Source organism: Mesobacillus campisalis (assembly GCF_000986785.1).
Classification (GTDB): domain Bacteria; phylum Bacillota; class Bacilli; order Bacillales; family Cytobacillaceae; genus Mesobacillus_B; species Mesobacillus_B campisalis.
Map to the genome: position 1 here is coordinate 211547 of NZ_LAYY01000004.1, position 22188 is coordinate 233734.

Annotated in this window: 11 protein-coding genes; 6 read left to right on the forward strand and 5 right to left on the reverse strand. The window is 34.9% G+C overall.

All coding sequences use genetic code 11. The features are described 5' to 3' along the window. Positions 1–353: 353 nt before the first annotated feature. The 3 genes from WQ57_RS05455 to WQ57_RS05465 all read left to right on the forward strand — a co-directional run bounded on the left by WQ57_RS05455 (position 354) and on the right by WQ57_RS05465 (position 6589). Positions 354–3503, forward strand: a complete 3150-nt coding sequence (locus WQ57_RS05455; RefSeq protein WP_046522700.1) for a DEAD/DEAH box helicase — start codon at positions 354–356, stop codon at positions 3501–3503. A gap of 358 nt (positions 3504–3861) precedes the next feature. After that, positions 3862–5442 (forward strand): nucleotidyltransferase family protein, encoded by a 1581-nt coding sequence (locus WQ57_RS05460; protein ID WP_046522701.1) that lies wholly within the window; start codon positions 3862–3864, stop codon positions 5440–5442. Further along, complete coding sequence (locus tag WQ57_RS05465) at positions 5435–6589, forward strand: DGQHR domain-containing protein (protein ID WP_046522702.1); 1155 nt, start codon at positions 5435–5437, stop codon at positions 6587–6589. The genes WQ57_RS05460 and WQ57_RS05465 overlap by 8 nt, the downstream gene beginning before the upstream one ends. 142 nt (positions 6590–6731) lie before the next feature. On the opposite strand, the gene WQ57_RS05470 is transcribed toward WQ57_RS05465, so the two are convergent. Genes WQ57_RS05470 through dndB form a run of 5 tightly spaced genes read right to left on the reverse strand, consistent with a single transcriptional unit; the run spans position 6732 to position 12929 of the window. Then, positions 6732–7850 carry a cysteine desulfurase family protein gene (locus WQ57_RS05470; protein ID WP_046522703.1) on the reverse strand — a complete coding sequence of 373 codons (1119 nt, stop codon included), beginning with the start codon at positions 7848–7850 and terminating at the stop codon, positions 6732–6734. A 10-nt stretch (positions 7851–7860) separates the two neighbouring features. Then, complete coding sequence (dndE, locus tag WQ57_RS05475; protein ID WP_046522704.1) at positions 7861–8232, reverse strand: DNA sulfur modification protein DndE; 372 nt, start codon at positions 8230–8232, stop codon at positions 7861–7863. Further along, positions 8229–10214, reverse strand: a complete 1986-nt coding sequence (gene dndD / locus WQ57_RS05480; protein ID WP_046522705.1) for a DNA sulfur modification protein DndD — start codon at positions 10212–10214, stop codon at positions 8229–8231. The genes dndE and dndD overlap by 4 nt, the downstream gene beginning before the upstream one ends. 23 nt (positions 10215–10237) lie before the next feature. Then, complete coding sequence (dndC, locus tag WQ57_RS05485; protein ID WP_046522706.1) at positions 10238–11827, reverse strand: DNA phosphorothioation system sulfurtransferase DndC; 1590 nt, start codon at positions 11825–11827, stop codon at positions 10238–10240. A 4-nt stretch (positions 11828–11831) separates the two neighbouring features. Continuing rightward, positions 11832–12929 carry a DNA sulfur modification protein DndB gene (gene dndB / locus WQ57_RS05490; RefSeq protein ID WP_046522707.1) on the reverse strand — a complete coding sequence of 366 codons (1098 nt, stop codon included), beginning with the start codon at positions 12927–12929 and terminating at the stop codon, positions 11832–11834. Positions 12930–13130: 201 nt separating this feature from the next. Between dndB and dptF the strand changes: the two genes are divergently transcribed. Genes dptF through dptH form a run of 3 tightly spaced genes read left to right on the forward strand, consistent with a single transcriptional unit; the run spans position 13131 to position 22164 of the window. Next, positions 13131–15443, forward strand: a complete 2313-nt coding sequence (dptF, locus tag WQ57_RS05495; protein ID WP_046522708.1) for a DNA phosphorothioation-dependent restriction protein DptF — start codon at positions 13131–13133, stop codon at positions 15441–15443. A gap of 6 nt (positions 15444–15449) precedes the next feature. After that, positions 15450–16850 (forward strand): DNA phosphorothioation-dependent restriction protein DptG, encoded by a 1401-nt coding sequence (gene dptG, locus WQ57_RS05500; protein WP_046522709.1) that lies wholly within the window; start codon positions 15450–15452, stop codon positions 16848–16850. Further along, positions 16831–22164: a DNA phosphorothioation-dependent restriction protein DptH gene (gene dptH / locus WQ57_RS05505; protein ID WP_046522710.1), complete on the forward strand. Its 5334-nt coding sequence runs from the start codon at positions 16831–16833 to the stop codon at positions 22162–22164. The genes dptG and dptH overlap by 20 nt, the downstream gene beginning before the upstream one ends. The last annotated feature ends 24 nt before the right edge of the window (positions 22165–22188 follow it).

Below are 22188 nucleotides of genomic sequence, written 5' to 3' on the forward strand. Positions count from 1 at the left end.
ATCCCCAAATGAAAGGGGGTGGTGCTGTGACGGTATTCGAAGCATTAATGTTTGCATGTACGTTTGCAAGCTTAGTCATTGCGATATTGTCATTTAACCAAAGAAAATAATCCACCCTTAAGCTTGGAGGCATAGGTGGATTATTCCCATCTTAAAGCTGTCCCCCTTGAAGGGAACCTTCTATTGCACTGACCGTTGGTGTTCGAGCACCAGCGGTCTTTTTAATATATGTGCTTTTATATCTATATTATACCCGAAACGAAAAGGAATGAAAACTAAAAACCAAGCCCACTAAAATCACCCTTCCAAGATTTGTTATAATAAAATCAATAAACCCACCCCGAGGTGTTCACATGAAACAAGGAATCTACGAGGAAATTATCAACCAACAACTAAAAAAAGAACTAGAAACCCTCGACATTGAAGAATTCGAAATCGGCACTGACCAAATCGATCCTGAGGAAGCGAGAAAGCTCCTTTCCACCTATATATCTGCGATTACCAGAAAAGCTTTAAAGTTCGTCCGAGATAATGAGAGCGATGGAAACCAAGCGCTCATGGACCAAATCAGAACTTGTAATGAGATCATTCAAGTTCTCAGTGAACGATTGGATGACGAAGAGTTCGAGGCCTTGCAAATCGATGAGGAAGGAGAAATCCTCACTTCCATTTATTCGAAAATGAACTCAATCCGAAGTATCCGTAAAGGAGAAGTCGTCCGGCCAGTTACACCGATTTCGCAAAGCTCCCTGTTTACAGGCTCTAGCTATGAACCCAATATGCTGGGAGAGCTAAAAAAAGAAATTCTATCCGCTGACCGGATTGATATGCTGGTTTCATTCATTAAATGGAGTGGTCTTCGCTGCATCATCGAGGAGTTGAAGACGTTCACTTCCCAACCAGATAAACAGCTCCGAGTCATCACCACCTCATATATGGAGGCGACTGATTACAAGGCCATTGTAGAATTGAGCAAGCTGCCAAATACAGAAGTTAAGATTTCCTATGATGTAGAACGCACACGGCTGCATGCCAAGGCCTATCTATTTAAAAGAGAAACAGGATTCAGCACGGCCTATATTGGTTCCTCCAACCTATCTAATCCAGCGTTAACTGCAGGGTTGGAGTGGAATATGAAGGTCACCGAAAAAGACTCATTTGATATCATTCGCAAATTTGAGGCAACCTTTGAAAGCTACTGGAATGATTCCGAATTTAAACCTTTTGATCACAACGACCAATTAGACCGTGAACAGTTAACACTAGCGTTATCAAAAAAGAAAGCGGAAGAGAGCAACCTCTCTATCCTTTTTGACATTCAGCCTTATCATTACCAAAAGGAAATTCTGGAGAAGCTGCAGGTAGACAGAGAAGTGCTTGGCCGGAATAGAAACCTGCTTGTTGCAGCCACTGGGGTAGGGAAGACCGTCATTTCTGCTTTTGATTATAAGCGATTTAAACACACTAATAAAAATAACGCCAAGCTGTTATTTGTCGCTCATAGAGAAGAAATCTTAAAACAAAGCCTGGATACGTTCCGGGTGATCCTTAAAGACCCGAATTTTGGGGACATGCTAGTTGGCTCTTACCAGCCTGAATCCCTTGACCATCTATTTGTAAGCATACAAAGCTTTAATAGCCGGAAACTGAATCAGCACACCACTCCAGACTACTACGATTTTATTATAGTGGATGAGTTTCACCACGCAGCAGCTGATTCGTACCAGAAGTTATTATGCCATTATCAACCAAAAATCTTACTTGGATTAACGGCTACCCCAGAGCGAATGGACGGTAAAAATGTTCTTTCGTATTTCAATGACACCATCTCGGCCGAAATGCGCCTTACGGAAGCTATTAATCGTAAGCTGCTTAGTCCGTACCAATATTTTTGTGTGAGTGACACTGTCGACCTTTCGAAGCTAAAATGGGGCAGAAAAGGCTATGAAATCCGTGAACTGGAAAATGTATATACAGCCAATACAAGGAGGAGCAGCCAAATTGTAAACAGTCTCTATAAATATGTAACTGCTATAGAAGACGTCAAAGGACTAGGCTTTTGTGTTTCAATTGAGCATGCCAAGTATATGGCGGATTGTTTTAACCAAGCTGGCATTCCCTCCGTGGCCCTGTATGGGAATATCGATCCTAAAGTACGGAGAGAAGCACAAGGGAAGCTTGTATCTGGCCAGCTAACCTTTATTTTCGTCGTTGATTTATATAATGAGGGAATTGATATTCCGGAGGTAAATACAATTTTGTTCCTGCGTCCAACGGAAAGCTTGACCGTTTTCCTTCAACAGCTAGGTCGCGGGCTAAGGTTAGCGGAAGGAAAAGAATGCCTTACAGTCTTAGACTTTGTCGGCCAAGCCCATAAAAATTACACTTTTGAAGACAAGTTCAGGGCATTAATCGGGAAAACAAAGCATTCCGTACAATACTATGTGGAAAATGGCTTTTTCAATTTGCCGAAAGGGAGCTTTATTCAGTTAGAGAAGCAGGCAAAGGAATATATTCTGCGGAACATCAAAGCAAGCACCAATACGAAAAGCAACCTGATTGCAAGGATGAAATATTTTACCCAGGATACAGGTCTCGAACTAACTTTAGGGAACTTCCTAAATCATTATCGTCTTTCGCTCTACGACTTCTATGGAAAAAGTCGTAATCGCAGCTTCACCCGCATGCTAGTCGAAGCGGGATTAAAAAAAGAGTTTACCTGGGAGCACGAGGACATTGTGACCAAACGGCTTCAGAACCTTTTTTTCTTGGATTCGAGCACCATGCTGCGATTCTTGATTACCTATATAGAAGAAGGCGTGGTAAGGAGCGAGGAAGAGAAGTTAATGCTGAACATGTTTTATTACTCCTTCTATAAAGACAACCCAGAAAAAGAAGGACTAGGATCTATTGAGGAAGGCGTACAACAAGTCCTGTCGAATGTTGATTTTGAAAACGAGATCCTTGCAATCCTTAGTTACCTATATGAATCGCTTGAAACCTTGGAGATTGAGAACGATTTTCCATTCCCTTCTCCATTAAAAGTCCATTGCAGCTATTCGACCACACAGGTACTTGCAGCACTAGGATATTACAATGAAGAGCAAACACCAGCTTTCCGCGAAGGAGTCAAGTACTTCCCGGATAAAAATCTAGATATCTTCTTCATTACCTTAAATAAGTCAGAAAAGGATTTCTCGCCATCGACACTATATGAGGACTATGCTATCAGTGATACCCTTTTTCACTGGCAAACCCAAAGCAAAGTAACCGAAACAAGTCCAACTGCACAGCGGTACATTCATCACAGAAAAAACAATCACCAAATCGCTCTATTCGTTCGAGAATACAAACAACAAAGCGGCCTTACCGCACCTTTTACCTTCTTAGGAACAGCCGACTACATCAGCCACTCCGGAAATAAACCAATGAGTTTTATTTGGAGGTTGAGAGAGGAAATGCCTGCTGGGTTGGTGGGTAGGGCGAATAAGAATATATTGTGAAAAAAATGTATTACAGTGGGTTTTAGTTAGGATTCTGACGTCTATTTAAAATATCAGTTATATAACATATCAATCATAATACATACATGACTAAAAATTAAAAAAGTGACTTAAATGTTACGCTTAAATAGTCATTCTGATCACATGCAAACACTCGCTATTTCTATTTAGAAGGTGTATACCACTTTAATTTATAAAAGGTTTATAGAAAACATTAACAATTATTGGTTATTCTGTCTTATAATAAGTTGGAAGCTTATAGTAAAACATATATAAGATGATTTTAAAGTGAAACTATTTGTTAATTATTACTGAATTGTAAATATTTATATTAGTAATTATAAGGGGAGAGTTACGATTGGAACAACTTACTGAATTCATTAGATGCTCTAAAGAGGAACTTGATAAAAAAAGAGATTCTTTAGAGGAAATAAATAAAAACATTTTGAATTTCCTTGACACTTACTTTATAAAAGATAAAAAAATAAATAATGTAATGGTGCAAGGTAGGGTAAAAGGTACATCCAGTTTATCGGAAAAAATTATTAGGAAAAGATATGCGGATAGGTATAAATCAGACCATGAAAAATTTATAGATGAATTACCAGATTTAATAGGTATTAGATTAGTGTGCTTATTAGTGGACCAAGAAATTGAAGTTTTTGAAAGTATTCAATCAACGTTTACAGAAAGTGTTGGAGATGGCTTTTACTCAATCCCGGAGCTTCTTGGAAGTAAAAATAACCTAGTGATAAATTACCATAACCAACCAGAGGAACAAAAAAATAAAAAGAAAATATATAGAATGTCTTGTAGATGGATAGGAGAGGAACAAGAGATCCCCGTTGAGCTCCAAATTAAGTCGTTAATAAATATGTTTTGGGGTGAGATTGAACACATGCTTTTTTATAAGAACTATACATATATGATAGGATCCGATTTCTATACTAATATCATGGATTCTATATTTAAAAATCTGGTAGCAATAGATGCTCAGCTAAAGCAGATGAGTCATCAATTATCTCAAAAATCTAAAGAAGAACAGTTCCAAGAAATGAAACAGATGTTCGCGAAATTAATGTATAATATGTTTTATGAAAATTTCCGTGAAGAGCTGATAGATATTGAACTTGATTTTCGTGAAGTATATGACTTAATGGTACAAATAGAGTTTAAAGATGTTACGACAATAGGTAGAGCCCAAAATACTATGACAAAGTTAATTAATACTGTATATGATAGATCAGAATTTACGAGTAGTTTATTTGCTTTTGAAAACTATGATCTTAATAGCACAATTCTTAGAGAAGAAAGAAAGGAACTAGGTGTGGTTCTTGGTCAACTGTCTCAATCAAACGATGTGTATTGGATTGCTTTAATTGGACTTTATAGGTTATTAAATAATAAACAATCAATAACTGAAGTAATTGATTGTTTAGCGAACGATCTAATGTCTTTCTATTCTAGATTTGATAGTATATTTGATCCCGAGGATGAGGCTGCTATTGGTAAACCACTATATAAAAGAGGTATAGAATTAGGGATTGTAAATGCATTCAGTAATTATAAGAAACTAGATTTTTTCATAATTGAAGTTTATCAGAGCAAAATCTTTGTAACATTGCATGATTTTCTTAAAGGAATAAAAGAGCCATTTCTTTCACTTACCCAAAGTGAAATTGAGAAAAATGGTGAAATAAAGATATTAAATGTTATTAAGGGAGCAACTTCCTTAAAAGTTATGTCTGTGATTGAGAAAAAAATAGGAATTGAATACCTTAAACAAATATATACATTAATCGAAGATACGGAAATGAGTGGCTTAATTTTTAACATGCAGAAGTTTAAAGAATTACTTGATAATCAACGAGACCTAGTAACTGAGGAATTAATTCAATTGTTTATTAACAGTAGGGAGGAGGGGGAAAACTATGAATAATGAAATGGACTATGAGTTAGAATTGGAAAAAGATGTACTTCTTACCAAAGGATTTATAAAGGTTAAACAGGGTAATTTTGATATGTGTCTCATTTCGTTAAGAGCTGAGGAGTTAATTAAATATTCAGCTGTGCATTATTATAAGAATATAAAAGGGAATGAAGGTTATCAACGACAACTTGTTACTAACCATTATAGAAGAATTGCAAAGTATATAGAATCTGAGGATGCTCCTATTCTTCCGCCTGCAATCTTAGCAGCAACAGAACCTGAATTCATGTCAATTAATTCTAACGAAATTACTATAAGAAAAGTAATTCGGATTGTTGATGGACAACACAGAATACAAGGTCTAAGATATCTAAAAGAAAATAATCCGGGAGAATATAAAAAAATTGAGAATTATGAGTTTCCGGTTATTTTAATGATAATTAATAAAGGCCAAAAAATTCATGAAGTAAATACCTTTGTTAACATAAACAGTAAGGGTAAGAAAGTTAGTACTGATTTAGCTATATTATTAAGAGATAGAATCAGAGAGGAAGAATTTAATGAGAAGATAAAATATTTAAGTGATAAAGAATTTGAAGAGGCTATTGCAACTAAAATTGCAAAAAAGCTAACTCAGTCTAAAGAGTCCATTTGGTATGATTTAATAAAAATGGCTGGTGGGGAAGATGACAAGGGAAAACCGATTAGTATTAATGCTTTCAACCAATCGTTAAATGAATTAATTAAGTTTTATATACAAGCAAGTGCAGCCGAAAGAACTAAGGGTTTTATCGATACTATAGTATCTGAATTGACCCCACTTTTATCAAGTGCTTGGGATATTGCCGTACTAAAATGGTCAGAATGTTTCTTTGTTAACAAGCCAAATAAGCATAATAAATTATTTAATATTCAAAAAGGTATAGGCGTATATCCAATCCACCAACTATTAGGTGAATGTTTGCTTCTGAGTGATAGCGACACTGATAGAGCTTTATTAGAATTTAAAAAGATTATTAAGAAAAGTAAGGTAGAGTATACAGAATGGAAGATAGGTGGGATTTTATCTTCTTACAACTCGAAGGCAGGTTTTAAAATAATTGCTTCATACATTAAAAATGAAATTGATTTATATAACCAGAATATTGGGGAATAAATTCCCCATAATTAATCCAGTCGTTTTTTACAAATTAAATAATTTTGCCTGCGAACTGAATGTCACAGGTAATTCTTAAACGTAACTAAATGGCTCCATTTTAGTTCTTTATGAAGTAAAAAGAGGACAAAAAAGTCCTCTTTTATAATTGTTGAAAAATCTGGAGATCATTTTGATTTATTAATGGACTTAAGGAAAATCTTAATGTTGATCTAATTTGTTGAATGTCCAAACCTATAGATTTCAGCACATGAGACGGCTTACTTGAACTGCATGCTGACCCTGTGGACGCAGCTATAACAGGAGATAGGCTCTTTACAAGCAATTCGTTATTTACACCCGAAAATTGAATGCTTATTATTCCAGGAATCTTATTTTTTACATCGTTGTTGAAAAGGATTTGGTTTCCAAACTTATTTTTTAAGATTTGCGTAAGGTAGTTTTCTAGCTCACTCAGTTTACGTTGATTTTCTACTATTCTTTCGCTGGTTATCTCTGCTGCCTTTCCCATCCCGACTATATTTTGAACTGCAAGAGTTCCACTTCTGATTCCTTGCTCTTGCCCGCCGCCATGGAGTAAGGGAGTAATTTTAGTTGGAATTCCATATTGATCTTTTTTAATAAAAGTAACACCAATTCCTTTAGGACCATGAAATTTATGAGCAGAGCATGATAAAAAGGTAATCCCAGGATACTCTGATAATTCTATTCCAACTTTCCCTATGATCTGAGTGGCATCAGTGTGCATGAACACATTGTTCTCACGGCAAATCTCAGCTACTTCTTTTATAGGGTTTAATGACCCCAGCTCGTTGTTTCCCCATATTATAGAAACCAGAATGGTTTGATCCGAAATTTCCTCTTCTAATTGTTGGACATCAATTCTTCCATATTGATCAACATCTAGATAAGTTAATTTATATCCTTTTTCCTCAAGATATTTGCAAGTTTCAAGGACAGAAGGATGCTCAACCTTTGTTGTAATAATATGGTTACCCACATGGGGATATTGATCTGCAACACCTTTGATCACCATATTATTACTCTCTGTTGATCCACTGGTAAAAATGATTTCTGAGTCCTCACATCCCAGCAATGAGGCAACATGATTCCTGGCCTGTTTTACAGCAGCTTTAGCATTCTCAGCTACTGAATAATATTTACTTGAAGGATTGCCATACTCCTCCATTAGATAGGGGAGCATAGCATCCTTTACTTCTGGATATAATTGAGTTGTTGCACTATTATCTAAATAAAGCATCGTTCATCACCTAGTTATCCATTTTTAATAAGTTTTGTAACAGTTTTTCGTAGTTTCCAGCATGTTTGTATTCATTATCCAGCAACTCAATACCTCGTTCTAAATGAGCGTTAAAATAATCAGGGAAATATTCATCATCTGATAGGTTTCTTTTTGAGTGCTGACGAATCAATGCCTTATAAATATAATCATGTTCACCTGTCATTGCATTACGGTGGATTTCAACCCCTGACTTATTTTCAACTAAGTTTGGTAGGGAAGGAATTCTTAGCGAAAGCGAAACAGCAATTCTTGACAAGATGTTCCACGTTAACCCGGTAGATGCTTGGAGAGAGACTAGTTTTTCGCCAGTTGTTTTGGATGTTTTTAATCGGAAATTCATAAGCTCAACTCCATTTTATTAAATGAAAAGTATTGGTTTAGAATACGTGTTTGCTGAGTTTCTACGTTGAAGTCTAACATGTATTCCTTCGATATATAACCTGCTAATATTTTATAGTGGTGCTCATCGATTTCGGAATCTGTCGATAAAATAATAGCTTGTCTTCCACAGTTAGGAATAAATTCTGTTAACACCGCCGCCTTATGGGTTTTATCAAGCCTGCCAAGTAGGGTATCAAAAATAAATGGAACCTTCCTTCCAGAACATTTAAAAATGGCCCAAATTAGAGAGATGAGCAAAATTTCTTTTTCACCAGCAGATAGGGTTGTTTTTTCTATTTCTTCTTTCTGGCTATCAAATAGAAAAACCTCATATGTTTCATAGTTAATATTTATATAAGAGACATAGTTTTGTTTTCTAAATATCTTTTTAATCATAGTAGAAGCTTCGATTTGAACTTGTTGTAACTTCTTTCTTAATTGAATTTCACGGAATCGACGGCTGAGAGCAATGATTTTCTGTGATTCTAAGAATGAACTTTTTGTTTTGTCCTGATCCTTTAGTGTGTTCTGGATTTTTTCGATGGCAGACATAGTTTGAATTAACTTATCTTTTAGGCTACTTAAATCCTTCTGGTGAGCTTTCATCTCTTCATCAATTTGTTGGATGGCCTCCTGATTTTTCTCCATATCACGAATCATATCACTAAACTCATTAGTTGAATCGTTGGCTTTCAGCCTTTGTCTTAATTCATAAAGCTCCTGTAGCAATGATTTATTTTCTTCAATCGTATTGAGATTTCTTAGATTCATGTTACTAGAAATAGTCAAAACCATATTTTCAATTAAGCTACTTTCAGAGAAGGAAGCGCCATGTATTTGAATTGTGTCTGTTTTCGGTTTCATTAATTGCAACAGCTGCTCTTTTAAAGCAATACTACTATCAGGTTCAAACTGACCAGGAATGGATGATAAGATATTAACAAGGTTCTGGTCCGTTAATTTTTGATCCATTTGTTTGTAAAGTTGGAATTGTTCTTCTTCTTTTATTTGATCTCTTGTTTCCAATAGCAGCTCTTTTGCCAAATAGAAGGGAAGGGTGTTGGAAACAAACTCTTTTACTATTTCTATATTTTGTTTTCTTTTACTCTCAATGTTATGGATTTGAGTAAGAATTTCATCTCGTTTATCCTTAACAAGTCCCCCATTTTTTTCAAAATCATTTTTCACTCGTTGATAGTCGTCAACATATTCTTGCTTTTTATTTAAAAGGTTATCAATATTTTTTTGAATTGTTGAAATTTTACTTTTTAGGTCTTTTTCTTCGGTATTGAGTGTAAACAATTCCTTTTCTAGGGAAGCCATCTTGTTCACATCAAAGTTCTGACTTGAATAATTTTCAAGATCATTTTCCATTGTTTCAAATAAATCGAGATTGAAAACAACTCGAGAAAGATTTTTTAGGTAGTCAGATAGAAGATCTTCATTTACAATTCGTGAGATCTCCTCACCATCAAACAAGCAAAGGTCCAACAGATGAGGAGGCATGATTTCTTTCATTTTGGATTGGAATAACTCTATATCATACTCCGAAAAATGTTTTCCATTAGCAACAATTTCAAATAATTCCTTTAGCTTATTATTACTATATTTCCAATGCCGATAGAGGGTATAGTTAACTTTTTCAAAGTTATCTACTAAAGAAATATTTAACTGAATTCGATAATTGTTTTCACCAATTTTCTTTGCATCTTTGTTAAGAAAACCTTGAACTCTTTTGAAGTATTCACTGTTATCGCTTTTAAAGCCAAACCCATAAGAACCGAAAAGTCCTAATTTAATAGCATTTAAAAGTGTTGTCTTGCCTGCACCATTTTCGCCACCAACTAATACAACGTTTTTATCACCGTCTGGTCGTAAATCAAAAGTGTTAATACCTCTATAAGGACCTATATTGGTTAGCTGGATTTCATTGATAAGCATATATCAAACCTCATTCTCTACTATTATAAATGCAAATAATCCTGTTTTAACGCTTTGCTTAATTCATCCATCAAGCCTCTTCTTACTTTATATCCAGAGAAATCTTTTTCAATTGAAATTAATTTCTTTATTACCTTAATATCTACTTTAAATTGGTCCGCAAGTAATTCAAGATCGGAAATTTGCTCTTTATCAAAGAGCGCACGGTCATCGATTTCCCAATCAATCGACTGCCCCATAATTTCTTCATATATAGATGGTAAAGAATCGTCCCATTCACCATTATTAAACCATATCTTACGTATAGCTTTTAATTCATCCACACTGATTAATTCATGGTTAGGGTCTTCCGGGTGCTTTAATTCTTTTTGGACCTTTAAGAGCTTTGTTAAAATTTCTTTTCTTGTTTCCATCGTAAACGGACCCAATCCAAGTTGGGCATATTTCTGTACCATTTGGCCGTCCAAAGATTCTTCTTCGTATGATACGAGGATTCTTTGATCTTCTGGTGCGCTGAGGTCAATATTATTTTCCTCTATATGGGCACGTAGTTGATCCTTAGGAACAATTGTAAACTCATCAAACTTTATTAGTTGTTTTGCTCGGCTGGATTTTTTTGGAATTAAAACATATTTTACTTCTTCAATTTCCTCAATCTTTACTTCCTTAAAGTAAATCTGACCATGTTTTCTATACTTCATTCTTTTAGTTCGATCATCTCTTATTTCTGCTAGCCAATTTCTATAATCTAACAAAGGTTTCATCCAATCATGACCACTTTGGATAAATCCTGTTAAAGCTTTATCTTCATTTACCACCGTACATACCCAGCATCCAAAGCGGCTGTTTCCACATGAGCCTGCCGTTTCTTTAACGGTTTTATCCACAACTAGTGGACATTCACCGCTGCTTGAATCCTGGTAGAGACGGTGTAGTTCATGGTTATCATCTCCCCATGGAGATGGGTGATTAAGTAGATAATTCCAAACATCATCAACGGAAAAGCTTCGAATTGGGGCATATACGTAAGCATTAGCTAAAGTTGAATGTCTCATGAATGTTTTTCCCTCGACAGTGTGGGAGCGAATGACATTCGCGCGAGTAGCACTCTCATCTTCACGTACCCCTAATACCATAATGACTTCTCCAAATGAGGAAACCTTATCCATAACAAACTGGTTAGCTGGATCAATTTTTAGACGATCCGTACACCATCTGAACTGCTGATTAGGCGTTGGGTAGCCTTTACCGATAATGTTAACCCAGAAAGAATTTTTAATGATTGGCTTAACTTTGTGAGTTTCCATAGGCAAATCACGATTTAAAGCTTCGTCTTGGATTCTTCTAAGGGTTGTATTAATTGAATTAATAATTAAAGGTGTTTCTACTAACGTATCAGATGAAATGACATATACTTTTTTATGCAACTGTTCTTTAGGCATTTCGCTAAGTGCCTCAAATACCAGTTGAACCACCACGGTTGAGTCTTTTCCGCCTGAGTAGCCTACTACCCATGGCCGATTATCCTCTTTATATGCTTTCTTAATATGATCTTTAGCCTCATCAACAAGAGGGATTTGGTTGGATAATAAGTTTGATATAATTCCATTCATTAAATTACTCTACTCCTTGAAAAAACTTATTTTCTAATGTTTGCTCGGCTTCTGTTAGTGGAAGACCGATTAGTTGTTTTACTCTGTTTGCAGTCAGTTGAATAGTGTAAGTAGTTTTTTGGATCCTTCCATTATGGTTGAAAGAACGTCCTAACCAGTCGCTGTTATTGCTTCTATTCCAATCAATTTTTGAGAGTTTCCGTATATACTGTTGCCATTGATCAGCATGATATGTTTTAAGATAGTTACCTACTAAACCAATTGATTCAATAAATACCCCATGGCCAACAATAAAATTAGCTCTTAGATCGCGAGGGGAAAGTTCCTTTTTTAAGACCAAGTTCCATTCTACAATGGAATCACATAAAACTGTCCAAAAATCTTGCAAAAATTCTATTTCGTCATCTTTTATTTCGTCACCCTTTGCTTTCCCTAATAATTTCAAATTGGTGTTGAAAATATGGTTGAGTGCAAGAATCTTAGGAGAGTTTTTTGAAAGAGACACTCTCTCTTTATCTGTATACCTACTTAGTAAGGGATTTGATAGAATAATATCTTTTGTGACCATTGCCATACGGTCCCGATGGTCGTAAAGAATCCCAATTGAAGACGTAGTATTGACAGCATGTCTATTTAAGTCAGAAAAAATCTGTTGTGATTTTTTTAACCCTGCATCATGAAAGAAAACAACCGAAATCGTTTCATTCCCAATTTCTGGTGATATTTTAAGTGCTTCTTCAATTGCAGCTCGTCGGTGTTGTCCATCATTAATTAAAAACCTGGCATCCAAAGCAATTCGTAATTGTCCTAAATCTTTAGAGATTTCTCCGTTATTATAAGGAAGAAACTCGATTTCCCCATCAATGGATGCCGTAATAGACGAAAATACATAATCGCTCTGATTCTCTACTATGTAGTTCGTCATCTCTGGAATTCTTGCCTTGTTTAATATACGTTGTGCTCTATGTTCAGGAGGGATTTCTTCTTCGTCAAATAAGAAAATTTTTGGGATTATTCTTAATGGGCACATTGCAACAAAATACTCTTTCCCGGCTTGAATCCCTTTAATAGCGGGAAAGTTGTAACTAAATGTACTGTCCATGGTCATCCTCCTTGTTTACGTACGTAATATTATATTTCGATTATAAACTTGATGGTGTTATATACACAATAAAAAAAGCTTATTTTTAATATAAAATAGGGGATATAAAGGATTGGTTAAGTGAAATAGCATTCCTTATAACTCGTACGATTAATGTGCTACAATAGTATTACTATTGAACTAAATTTTGGAGGGTAAGTAATGAGTTCAGGTGAAGTGAATTTTCTTAGCTTTTTAGAAGAGATAAACCCAGATGCAGCTCTGAGCGCAAATAAAATGGAAGCCCTTATATTTGAAGACCCTAGCAGTTCGATTATAAAGGCAAGGGTGTACGCTGAGGAAATCCTGAATGAGGTTTTTAAACAGGAAAAAATCGATGTGCCATTTCAATCTTCATTATATGACAAAATTCTTCTGTTAACTAGAGAAGGATATATCAAAAGGGATATTCAACAGGCACTGGATACAATTCGCCTTTCTGGTAACAAAGCTGCACACAATGCCCAATTTAACGATATAACGGTTGCTTTTAAACTTCATAAAGAAATGTATAAGATAGGTGTTTGGTTTTATGAAGTATACTCAACGGAAAATATAAAAATCCCACCATACGAGATCCCTAAACCAAAACCAAAAGAGAATATTCAAGATTTAGTTAAGAAGGAACTAATGGAGCTTTTAGGGTCTGGTTTATTAGGAGGCAGTTTAAAAGATTTACCAAAAGAGGAAGATGGAACATCAGAAGCAAAGAGTGGAAACATTTCCAGAAAGGAACTTTTCGCAAAAAAGGAAACTCCTATACTTGATCCGCAGCTGGACCGTGAGAACAGCTATTTATTAAGGGAACTAAGAAGGTTGAAGGATTCTTCACAAGAAGCGATTGAAAACGCTAGCCAATTTAGTCGATTTAAAGAATACTTACATGTAGACCGGAGAATTCAATTAGACCTTGAAAAGGTTTTGGAAGCTAATAAAGATCGCGATAAGGGAAATTTAATCTTACTTTGCGGAAGTGTAGGGGATGGAAAATCCCATTTATTAGCTTACTTAAATGAGAACAAGAAGGAGCTAATTGATAATTACACAATTTTCAATGATGCAACTGAAAGTTTTTCTCCAAATAAGAACGCTATGGAGACGCTTGAAGAGGTATTGAGGAATTTTTCGGACCAGAGTATTGAAAACTCAAAGGATAAAGTAATTTTAGCAATCAATATGGGGGTCTTACATAATTTTATTACAACGGACCATAAAGAATATAAGTATACAAAATTAAAACAATTTGTAGAACAAAGTGGTTTGTTTTTAGATAATATTACCACCTATTATAGTGATGAGACTTTTGATTTACTCAGTTTTGGGGATTACCATTCCTATGAACTGACGGAGAGAGGGCCAGTATCTCACTTTTATTCTTCATTACTTAAGAAGGTTACAGATCCTCGTAAAGAAAATCCTTTTTATTTAGCTCTTAAGGAAGATGAAAATTTAAAGCAAGATACTATGGTTCATGCGAACTACAGATTTTTACAAAATGAATTTGTCCAGCAGCAAATTGTCCAACTTGTTATACAGACCATCGTAAAGAAAAAGATGGTTATTTCTGCTCGTGCTTTTTTAAACTTTGTGGCAGACATCTTAATCCCTGATCAGCTTGAAAAAACAAGCCTGATGTCAGAATTTGAAGTTTTGAGATCTGCACTCCCAAACCTCTTATTTAATAGAAAAGACCGGTCTTCAATTTTAAATTCTTTAAGTGATGTTGACCCATTACATCAAAGGTCTGAACATATTGATGAGTTGGTAGTTAAACTTAATACGCTCGAGGACTGGGAAACAATCATTAAGGCGTATATGGAGGATCAAACCTCAATTAGATGGCTAGAACCGTTTATGTCTAAAAGCGAATTAACGGATTACTCCTTTAATATGTTTTTTGAAACTTTTATCAGGTTGACTTACTTAACAAATAAAAAGTTTGCGTCCAATATTGAAGACCAAAGCTACACTCGGTATTTACAAAACCTTTATTATTTTAATAAAGGTGACAAAAGAGCAGTAAAAAGCTTTTACGAGGAGATCAAGAATTCTATTTATAAATGGAAAGGTAGTCCTAAAAAGGATTACATCTATATAAATAAATCTACAGAAAAATACCGATTGTCACAGAAGTTAAACCTTAGACCTACGATTGATCACCTTAAACCAAGTACGAACGAGGTAATTGATTCATTTAAATCGACGATTTTACTTGCTTATCATAATGGTAATTCTGATAATAAGCTCTTTTTGGATATTGATTTTCCTTTATATTCACTACTTACAAAAGTTCAAGAAGGATATCGTCCGAATAAAAAAGATGAAGAAGATGCAATCAAATTTGTAGAATTTATAGATAAGATAATGGCTTCTGGTGAAAAGAAAAGGGAACTACTCGTACATTTTCCTAACCATCATAAGCAGTATGTAATAAAAAGAGATGATTTCGGAGCTTTTGTTTTTGAAAGGGAGTAATGTAAAATGGTTCAAACATTGAATAGGGAGTATTTATCTAATCTCCTTAAAGGCAAGCATGATACTGGTCAAGCTGCGGAAATCCTTCCATTCTCTTCTAGAAAGGCGAAAGATTATCGTGAGAAGTTTCAAGGGGTTCTAGGCGAGTTGGTAAGGATGATTTGTGAGTTAGAGCTGGACAGTAAGGCTAGCAAAAATAAGGATATATATATTTCTGAAGAGGGCAATCCACTTAGTGAACAAATTGCAAATAATGTAGAATTTCATCACGATGATGATATGTATGATTTTGTGCGATTTATGAATGATTATTTATTTAGTCATAAAGAAATAAAACCGGTACATCCGTTCTTACTTAACTATATCGAAGCTGATGGGAAGAAGAATGAATTCATTAAGTTCGCACGATTCATAAAGGATATCTTAATTCAAGACGAAAATAAAATAAAAGAGCTATTTAAGAACAAAGAAGCAGATGATGTGTTAACCGAACTGATTTTAGAGAAAATAGATTCCTTAAAGGAAAGAAAAAAGGAAGATCCGCAATATCAGCCTTTAATAAAGTCTTTAATATATCAATATCAGGAAGACGTAATCTACCTTAGTAAATATAAAGATTATTTTCTAACGTCCTTTCCGGTGCTAACCCAATATTATATTTTTATGTATGTATGCCAATTAATAATAAAATTTGACCAGTTTGCAGATGGAAACTTAGAAGAAATTCAACCACTTTATTTTGCGCTTGATTGGGAATCCATTAATAAAAGAAGAAAGGCTGCAAATGAATTAGAAGGATTTAGAATGATTAAAACTAAATCGCCTCACTTATTTCCACACGTACATGTGTTGTCTCAATTAAGTCATAATTTTTTTAATAAAGAGTCATTCGATAGTAATAAAAAACTTAGAGTCTTATCGTATAGTGAATTGTATCGGAAAATTCAAGAACAAGGAGAAGAGTTCGAAATCCAATTCTTACAGCAACTTAAAGGATGGATTGAAGAATATCGAGCCCTAAAAAAAGTAAAAGCATTGGATACTTCTGAAGATATCCCATCAGCATTTCAGGTGCTCTTTAACTGTCTAAAAGAAGGTATGAATAATGATGTCTCTGAAAAGTACGGGAAAAGCATTGAGGATCTTGGCGCAAATCACTTTCTGAAAAGCAGAGGGAGTCTTGGACAGATTCTAAATATTAAGCACGAATTTTTACTTTTATTAACTGCTATTTCCGTAAAAAATAAACGAATTCCTCTAAATGATTTGTTTTTGGAATTTGAAAAAAGAGGGGTAGCTTTTGACCGTTATTCCAAAAAAGAGATAATTAACCTGCTGGACAATTTAAATATTATTGATAAAAAAAGTGATAGTGGTGATTCTCAATATGTCAAACCAATTTTATAATTATATCGCTTCACTGTTAATTAATCATTTTAAGGATATGAAAATTAATAACGGCGATCGTTTTTATTTGCAACTAGATAGCCAAGATGATGTTTTAAATTTAGTAAAGGCACTTAAAGGTGTAGAAGATACAAATAAGTTTACCTATAAGCACGAACTGGGAGAGGAGTATGAAACATTTTCTATTCCATTTAATCAAGTTAAATTAGTTGTTGCAAATACTTCTGAGTATGTAAAACCTGACTTCTTAGTAACGTTAAGAAATTTAGTTGGTGAGCAAAAAAGGGAATGGGAAAATACAGCACTCATAAGTATTGTCTCAGAACAATTGGATTCAATTGAAGGTGGAAGCAGTAATTTACAAAAAGAAGGTATGCCCCTTCATGCGGAATCTTTATTTAGTCAATTAAAAACGGAAATCGAAAACAGTGCACTTGGAAAGGTAGATCAAATTATTTTAATGGACAATTTAGATAATCTGATGAAAGAACAGCCTTTTCAGCAACTTACTTTCTTTGATTTCGAAGAGATATTCACTACTCTACAAAAGGGTTCAATTGACGATACAGATTATCACAGGTTTGGCTTATTTAAAGACCCCGATCTTACTTCATTTAAAGGGAAAGAACAAAAGGAAAGACTTAAAGAGAATAGAGATTTTTTTGATTATGTACGAAAGGTCCATGAACTTGGGTTTGATAAAGACGAATTACAAAAAAAGTTTTCACCTGAAGGATCTAATGATCTTATTGGTGAAAACTGGAAGGATGTATTATACCCAAAGGTTTATAAATACCATGAAGACTGGAAAAAACAGCACAAAAAGAAAAAGATAGATTTAAAAAGTATTAAGGTTACGGGAAAATTAAAGTTTTGGGATAAACCCCACAAAGAAACATCAGCGGGACAAAGAAAAAGGCATATCATCATATTTAATCCTGAGGGTAATGAAAGAGTTGAACTTGAGGCTTCATTTCATTTGGAAGGAAATGTGAAGAGTCTCTCCTCTGAGTATTTGAATACGCCAAATACATTTACCAAAAAACTTGATATAAATGTAAAGTTAACGAATATTACTGCTTCAATCTTAGCAGAAAAAAACAAAGCGACTTTTGTACGATTCTCGTACAAACATGATAAAAAGTCGTCCTTAGGTGCAGAATTTTATATTGCGGTTTTACCTATCGAACCAATTTATTTAGATCGTTATAAATCAAATTATTTAGTTGAACCTAATTCAGGGCATATAGAGCTCCAATATGAAGAAGACGAACTTAGCTTTAATGACGGGCTTGAAATTAAGAAGGTTGAAATCCTGGAAGAAAATCTACATGTCACTGTTTCTGAGGACGAAAAATTAACGCTAGTCCCGATGCCTGAAGCTTATAATGATAACGATGAGCTTAAAATAAATATCCAATTTAGTCATACTGTTGTCCCGATTATGTTAAGGAATGAATTACCAGAGTCCATGCCAATTACTGGCCAAAGGATATGGAAACTAATAAGAGAAACCAATAAGGATATTGTTTGGATTAAAGAAAACAATAGGTTAATTCTTGAAAACAGAGAGTTTTATTTTCATTCAGAGTATCGGCAATTTTTTGAATGGGAAGCCAAATGGATAGAACACAGTATTAAGTTTGGAAGATTCGAGTCGGATCAATTGTTACCCGATGAGATCAGCTTAGGTGAAGACTTAAGGGAAGCTTACAGTAGATTTATTACTTATTTTAAGATTAGAAATTCAATACCTAGTCTTTGTACTGTAACGGAAGACTTAAGAAAAAGAGCATTGGAATATTTATCTGAATACCATAAGGAAATTGAAAGCATTAAGGCTGGTTCACCAGCAGGGCGTAAAGGAAGAGATCTTTTTAAACTAGGTCTAATAATGTCAAATGGAGTTCTATACTTTACACCTTTCCATCCGATTATGGTTGCCTATAAATTAAAACTCTATGACCTTTTACAATCGGATGAAGTTGACAACAGTGTACTCAATAGGCTCAGTGCAGATTCATTAATTCCATTTCTATATGACGAGCGGGAAACTTTGTACAAACCGGACCATCAACAAGCCGCAATGGAATGGCTAACATTTAAACCCGTCAATAAAGTGTCCGTCTCAGACTCAAATCAATATCTAGCAAAAGTGGTTAGCGATAAAATTATTCAATTCAAGGAACATTTTTCGTATTTATTTATGCCAGGATCTCAAGCACCATTACAGATCAATATCATCAATATTGCAAATGATCTAGAAGTCATTCGTGGGATCTTTCAGTGGATGTTAAAAGAAATAGAAAAAGTGGGAGTGGGCATAAAACCAGTAGAGATTACCTTATATAAAGATGAAAATGAAGAGAGTGCATTTGACTTATATGCACGCACAGAAACTGTGGAAGACTTTGAACATCTATTTGATCTAAGGTTAAAAACCAAGGATCTAGAGGCGGATGATATTTTAAGAATTATTAGAGGGAAACTGTTCTTTTATAAGCAGGAGCCCGCTAGTGAATTAAGGTATGCACATATATCCTTTTATAAAATGCATGCTCAAGAACACCACGCTGTCCAACCAATTAATGAAATGATCTCTGGTATTGCCTTAGATGGATTATACTCCAGTGTTCCATCTATGAGAGATGACGAGAATTATAAAACTGGTTTTGGAACAAAGGCATATTCTATTGAGGATCAAAACACCTTGGCGAAAACAGCTTATTTAGTCAATGAGCTTGCAGCAAATTTGCGAAATGGGGGAAATGATAGTTACAGAAAAGGGGAAGCGATTTTTTCTAGAACAACTACTGCTGATGAAGATACACTAGAGAAAATATTTCAGTCCTCTTACTGGGTTACATTTGTCGACCCCGCAGTTGACTTGGAATTTTTCAATAAATACGATGGAAACCTAGTTGTCATTCATTATAGTGATCAATATTCATCATCAAGTAGGTACGATGCAATCACCGTTACTGACAAGTCAGCTCAGTATTATGCGGTAATTCAGGAGTTTCTTAAACAAAAAGATATTGAAGGAACCGAATCAAATGTTATTAATACGATAAAGGCTTTTAATACTTTTAATGGTGAATGGCTCTTAAGAATTATTGGTAGTAAAGGACACTATGACCGTGAAAAGTTGAGTATCATTTCTGCTATCAAATATGCTGTTTCATACTTTGATCACTCTAATATCCTTTGGGTTCCGATTTCTCTTGAAGAGGTCTTAAGAGTGGCTGGTGCTGTTAGCTTAAATAAATCTGAAGGGATATTTACCGCTAAAAACCTTGGAGTTAAGGGTAGTCATAGTGATGATTTACTATTAATTGGTCTTGAATATTCAAGTGATACTATGGCTTTATATTTATATCCAGTTGAAGTTAAAATTGGAATTAATAAAGAGGATGTATTAGAAAAAGCAAGAAACCAGGTTCGAAAGACAAAAAAGCTTATTTATGATGCTTTGACAGGTGAGATGGGAACAACCTTTACAGGTAAATTTTATCGAAATTTCTTTGCTCAATTGTTTATTTCAAATGCAAAAAAGCTTGCACAAAGTGATTTTTGGCCTGAAAAAAATTATGATCTTACAGAAGATACAATTGAAAAATTGTTAAAAGATCAATACGTTGTTTCCAATAAATTGAATAAATTTGTTGGTGATGGTGCAATTCTATCTTTTCAAAAAAATGCTTTCCATCGAAGTGCGCAATTGGAAGAGGATGTTTTGTTATTGAACCTCCCTGAGAAAGATGGATATGAAGGCCTTGTTATTCCTACCAATGAAATGCAGCAGTGGATTCAAGTAAAAGAAAACGATTTTATAAAAGAAGAAATGTTGTCCCATCTTTATCATCACAAAAGTCAATTAGTTGAAGTTGAGCCAAGCCCTGATGATATGGTAACAGGAAATAATAAAGAACCATATACAACCAGTGGCCAACCTTCTGAATATACGGAATTAAAAGCACAACCGCATTTCGGAAATCCAGTTGGAGGAACTTCAACATCAGTAACAAATGAAGAATTGAAGAAACCCCAGGATCCAGCTGCTGAACAGGACATAGACTATTTGGATGACAGTGTAAATGACACTAAAGCGGGTACGGAAACCGGCATTGAAAAAACATCAGAAATTCGAGATGAAGAACGAGCGTCCGACAATACGGATGACAAACCTAACTTAGAAGAAATTAGAATTAAAATCGGCAAAGCGGAAAACTCAAATCGAGAAATCTTTTGGGAATACGGCAATAAGGGATTGGCCAATAGACATTTGTTAATATCCGGTAGGTCTGGACAAGGAAAGACTTACTTTATGCAATGTCTCTTATTAGAAAAGTCTAAGCTAGGTATACCAAGTATTGTCATTGATTACACTGAAGGATTCCTACCGAATCAATTAGAACCAGAGTTTGTTGAGTATCTAGGAGATAAACTTAAACAAAAAATCGTTTATAGTGAGCAGCTTCCAATAAATCCATTTCAAAAGAACGTGCGAGATATTGGGGGACTTCAATTACCAGAATCCAATACTGATGTAGCTGAGCGGATTAAGAGTGTTTTTGCTGCAGTTTATAAATCACTGGGTATTCAACAACAGAATGCAATATATGAAGCGGTATTAAGAGGACTTGAAAAACACGGCGATACCATGAGCTTGATTAGCTTGAAAGAGCTCCTTGAAGAAGACGGTTCTAACTATGCCAAAACAGCTTTATCACAAATTAGACCTTTGATTGATAGGAACCCATTTAGAAGTGAAAATACGATTAACTGGAATGACATAGTTTCAAGTAACGGGCAAGTATACATCATTCAGTTGACTGGTTTTCCTAGAGACGTCCAGCTAATGATTACTGAGTTTATTTTATGGGATCTCTGGAATTATTCTGTACGCTATGGTAATAAAAACAAGCCAATGCCTGTAATCATGGACGAGGCCCAAAATTTAGACCATACGGAAAAATCACCTTCTGCGAGAATCCTTACAGAAGGAAGAAAATTTGGCTGGTCCGCGTGGTATGCAACCCAATTTTTAAAATCACAATTAGACGCCGACGAGTTAGCCAGATTGCAAAACTCATCCCAGAAAGTATACTTTTCGCCTCCAGAGCAGGAACTATCTAATATTGCCTCGAGTTTATCAAAAGATAATCAGGAGAGAAAATATTGGGAACAAAAGCTTGGTTCACTAAAAAAAGGCCAATGTATCGTCCATGGACCTGTTTTGAAAGAAAATGGAGAGTTATCTCATAATACGGTGACAATTGTTGATATTGTTTCGCTTTCGGAAAGGATCTGATAAAGTAAGACCCACCAAAAATGG

What these genes read in the sequence shown, in the direction of transcription:
- WQ57_RS05455 (WP_046522700.1), top strand. Translation starts at nt 354, where the DNA reads ATGAAACAAGGAATCTACGAGGAAATTATCAACCAACAACTAAAAAAA.
- WQ57_RS05465 (WP_046522702.1), top strand. Translation starts at nt 5,435, where the DNA reads ATGAATAATGAAATGGACTATGAGTTAGAATTGGAAAAAGATGTACTT.
- WQ57_RS05470 (WP_046522703.1), bottom strand. Translation starts at nt 7,850, where the DNA reads ATGCTTTATTTAGATAATAGTGCAACAACTCAATTATATCCAGAAGTA.
- dndE (WP_046522704.1), bottom strand. Translation starts at nt 8,232, where the DNA reads ATGAATTTCCGATTAAAAACATCCAAAACAACTGGCGAAAAACTAGTC.
- dndD (WP_046522705.1), bottom strand. Translation starts at nt 10,214, where the DNA reads ATGCTTATCAATGAAATCCAGCTAACCAATATAGGTCCTTATAGAGGT.
- dndC (WP_046522706.1), bottom strand. Translation starts at nt 11,827, where the DNA reads ATGAATGGAATTATATCAAACTTATTATCCAACCAAATCCCTCTTGTT.
- dndB (WP_046522707.1), bottom strand. Translation starts at nt 12,929, where the DNA reads ATGGACAGTACATTTAGTTACAACTTTCCCGCTATTAAAGGGATTCAA.
- dptF (WP_046522708.1), top strand. Translation starts at nt 13,131, where the DNA reads ATGAGTTCAGGTGAAGTGAATTTTCTTAGCTTTTTAGAAGAGATAAAC.
- dptG (WP_046522709.1), top strand. Translation starts at nt 15,450, where the DNA reads ATGGTTCAAACATTGAATAGGGAGTATTTATCTAATCTCCTTAAAGGC.
- dptH (WP_046522710.1), top strand. Translation starts at nt 16,831, where the DNA reads ATGTCAAACCAATTTTATAATTATATCGCTTCACTGTTAATTAATCAT.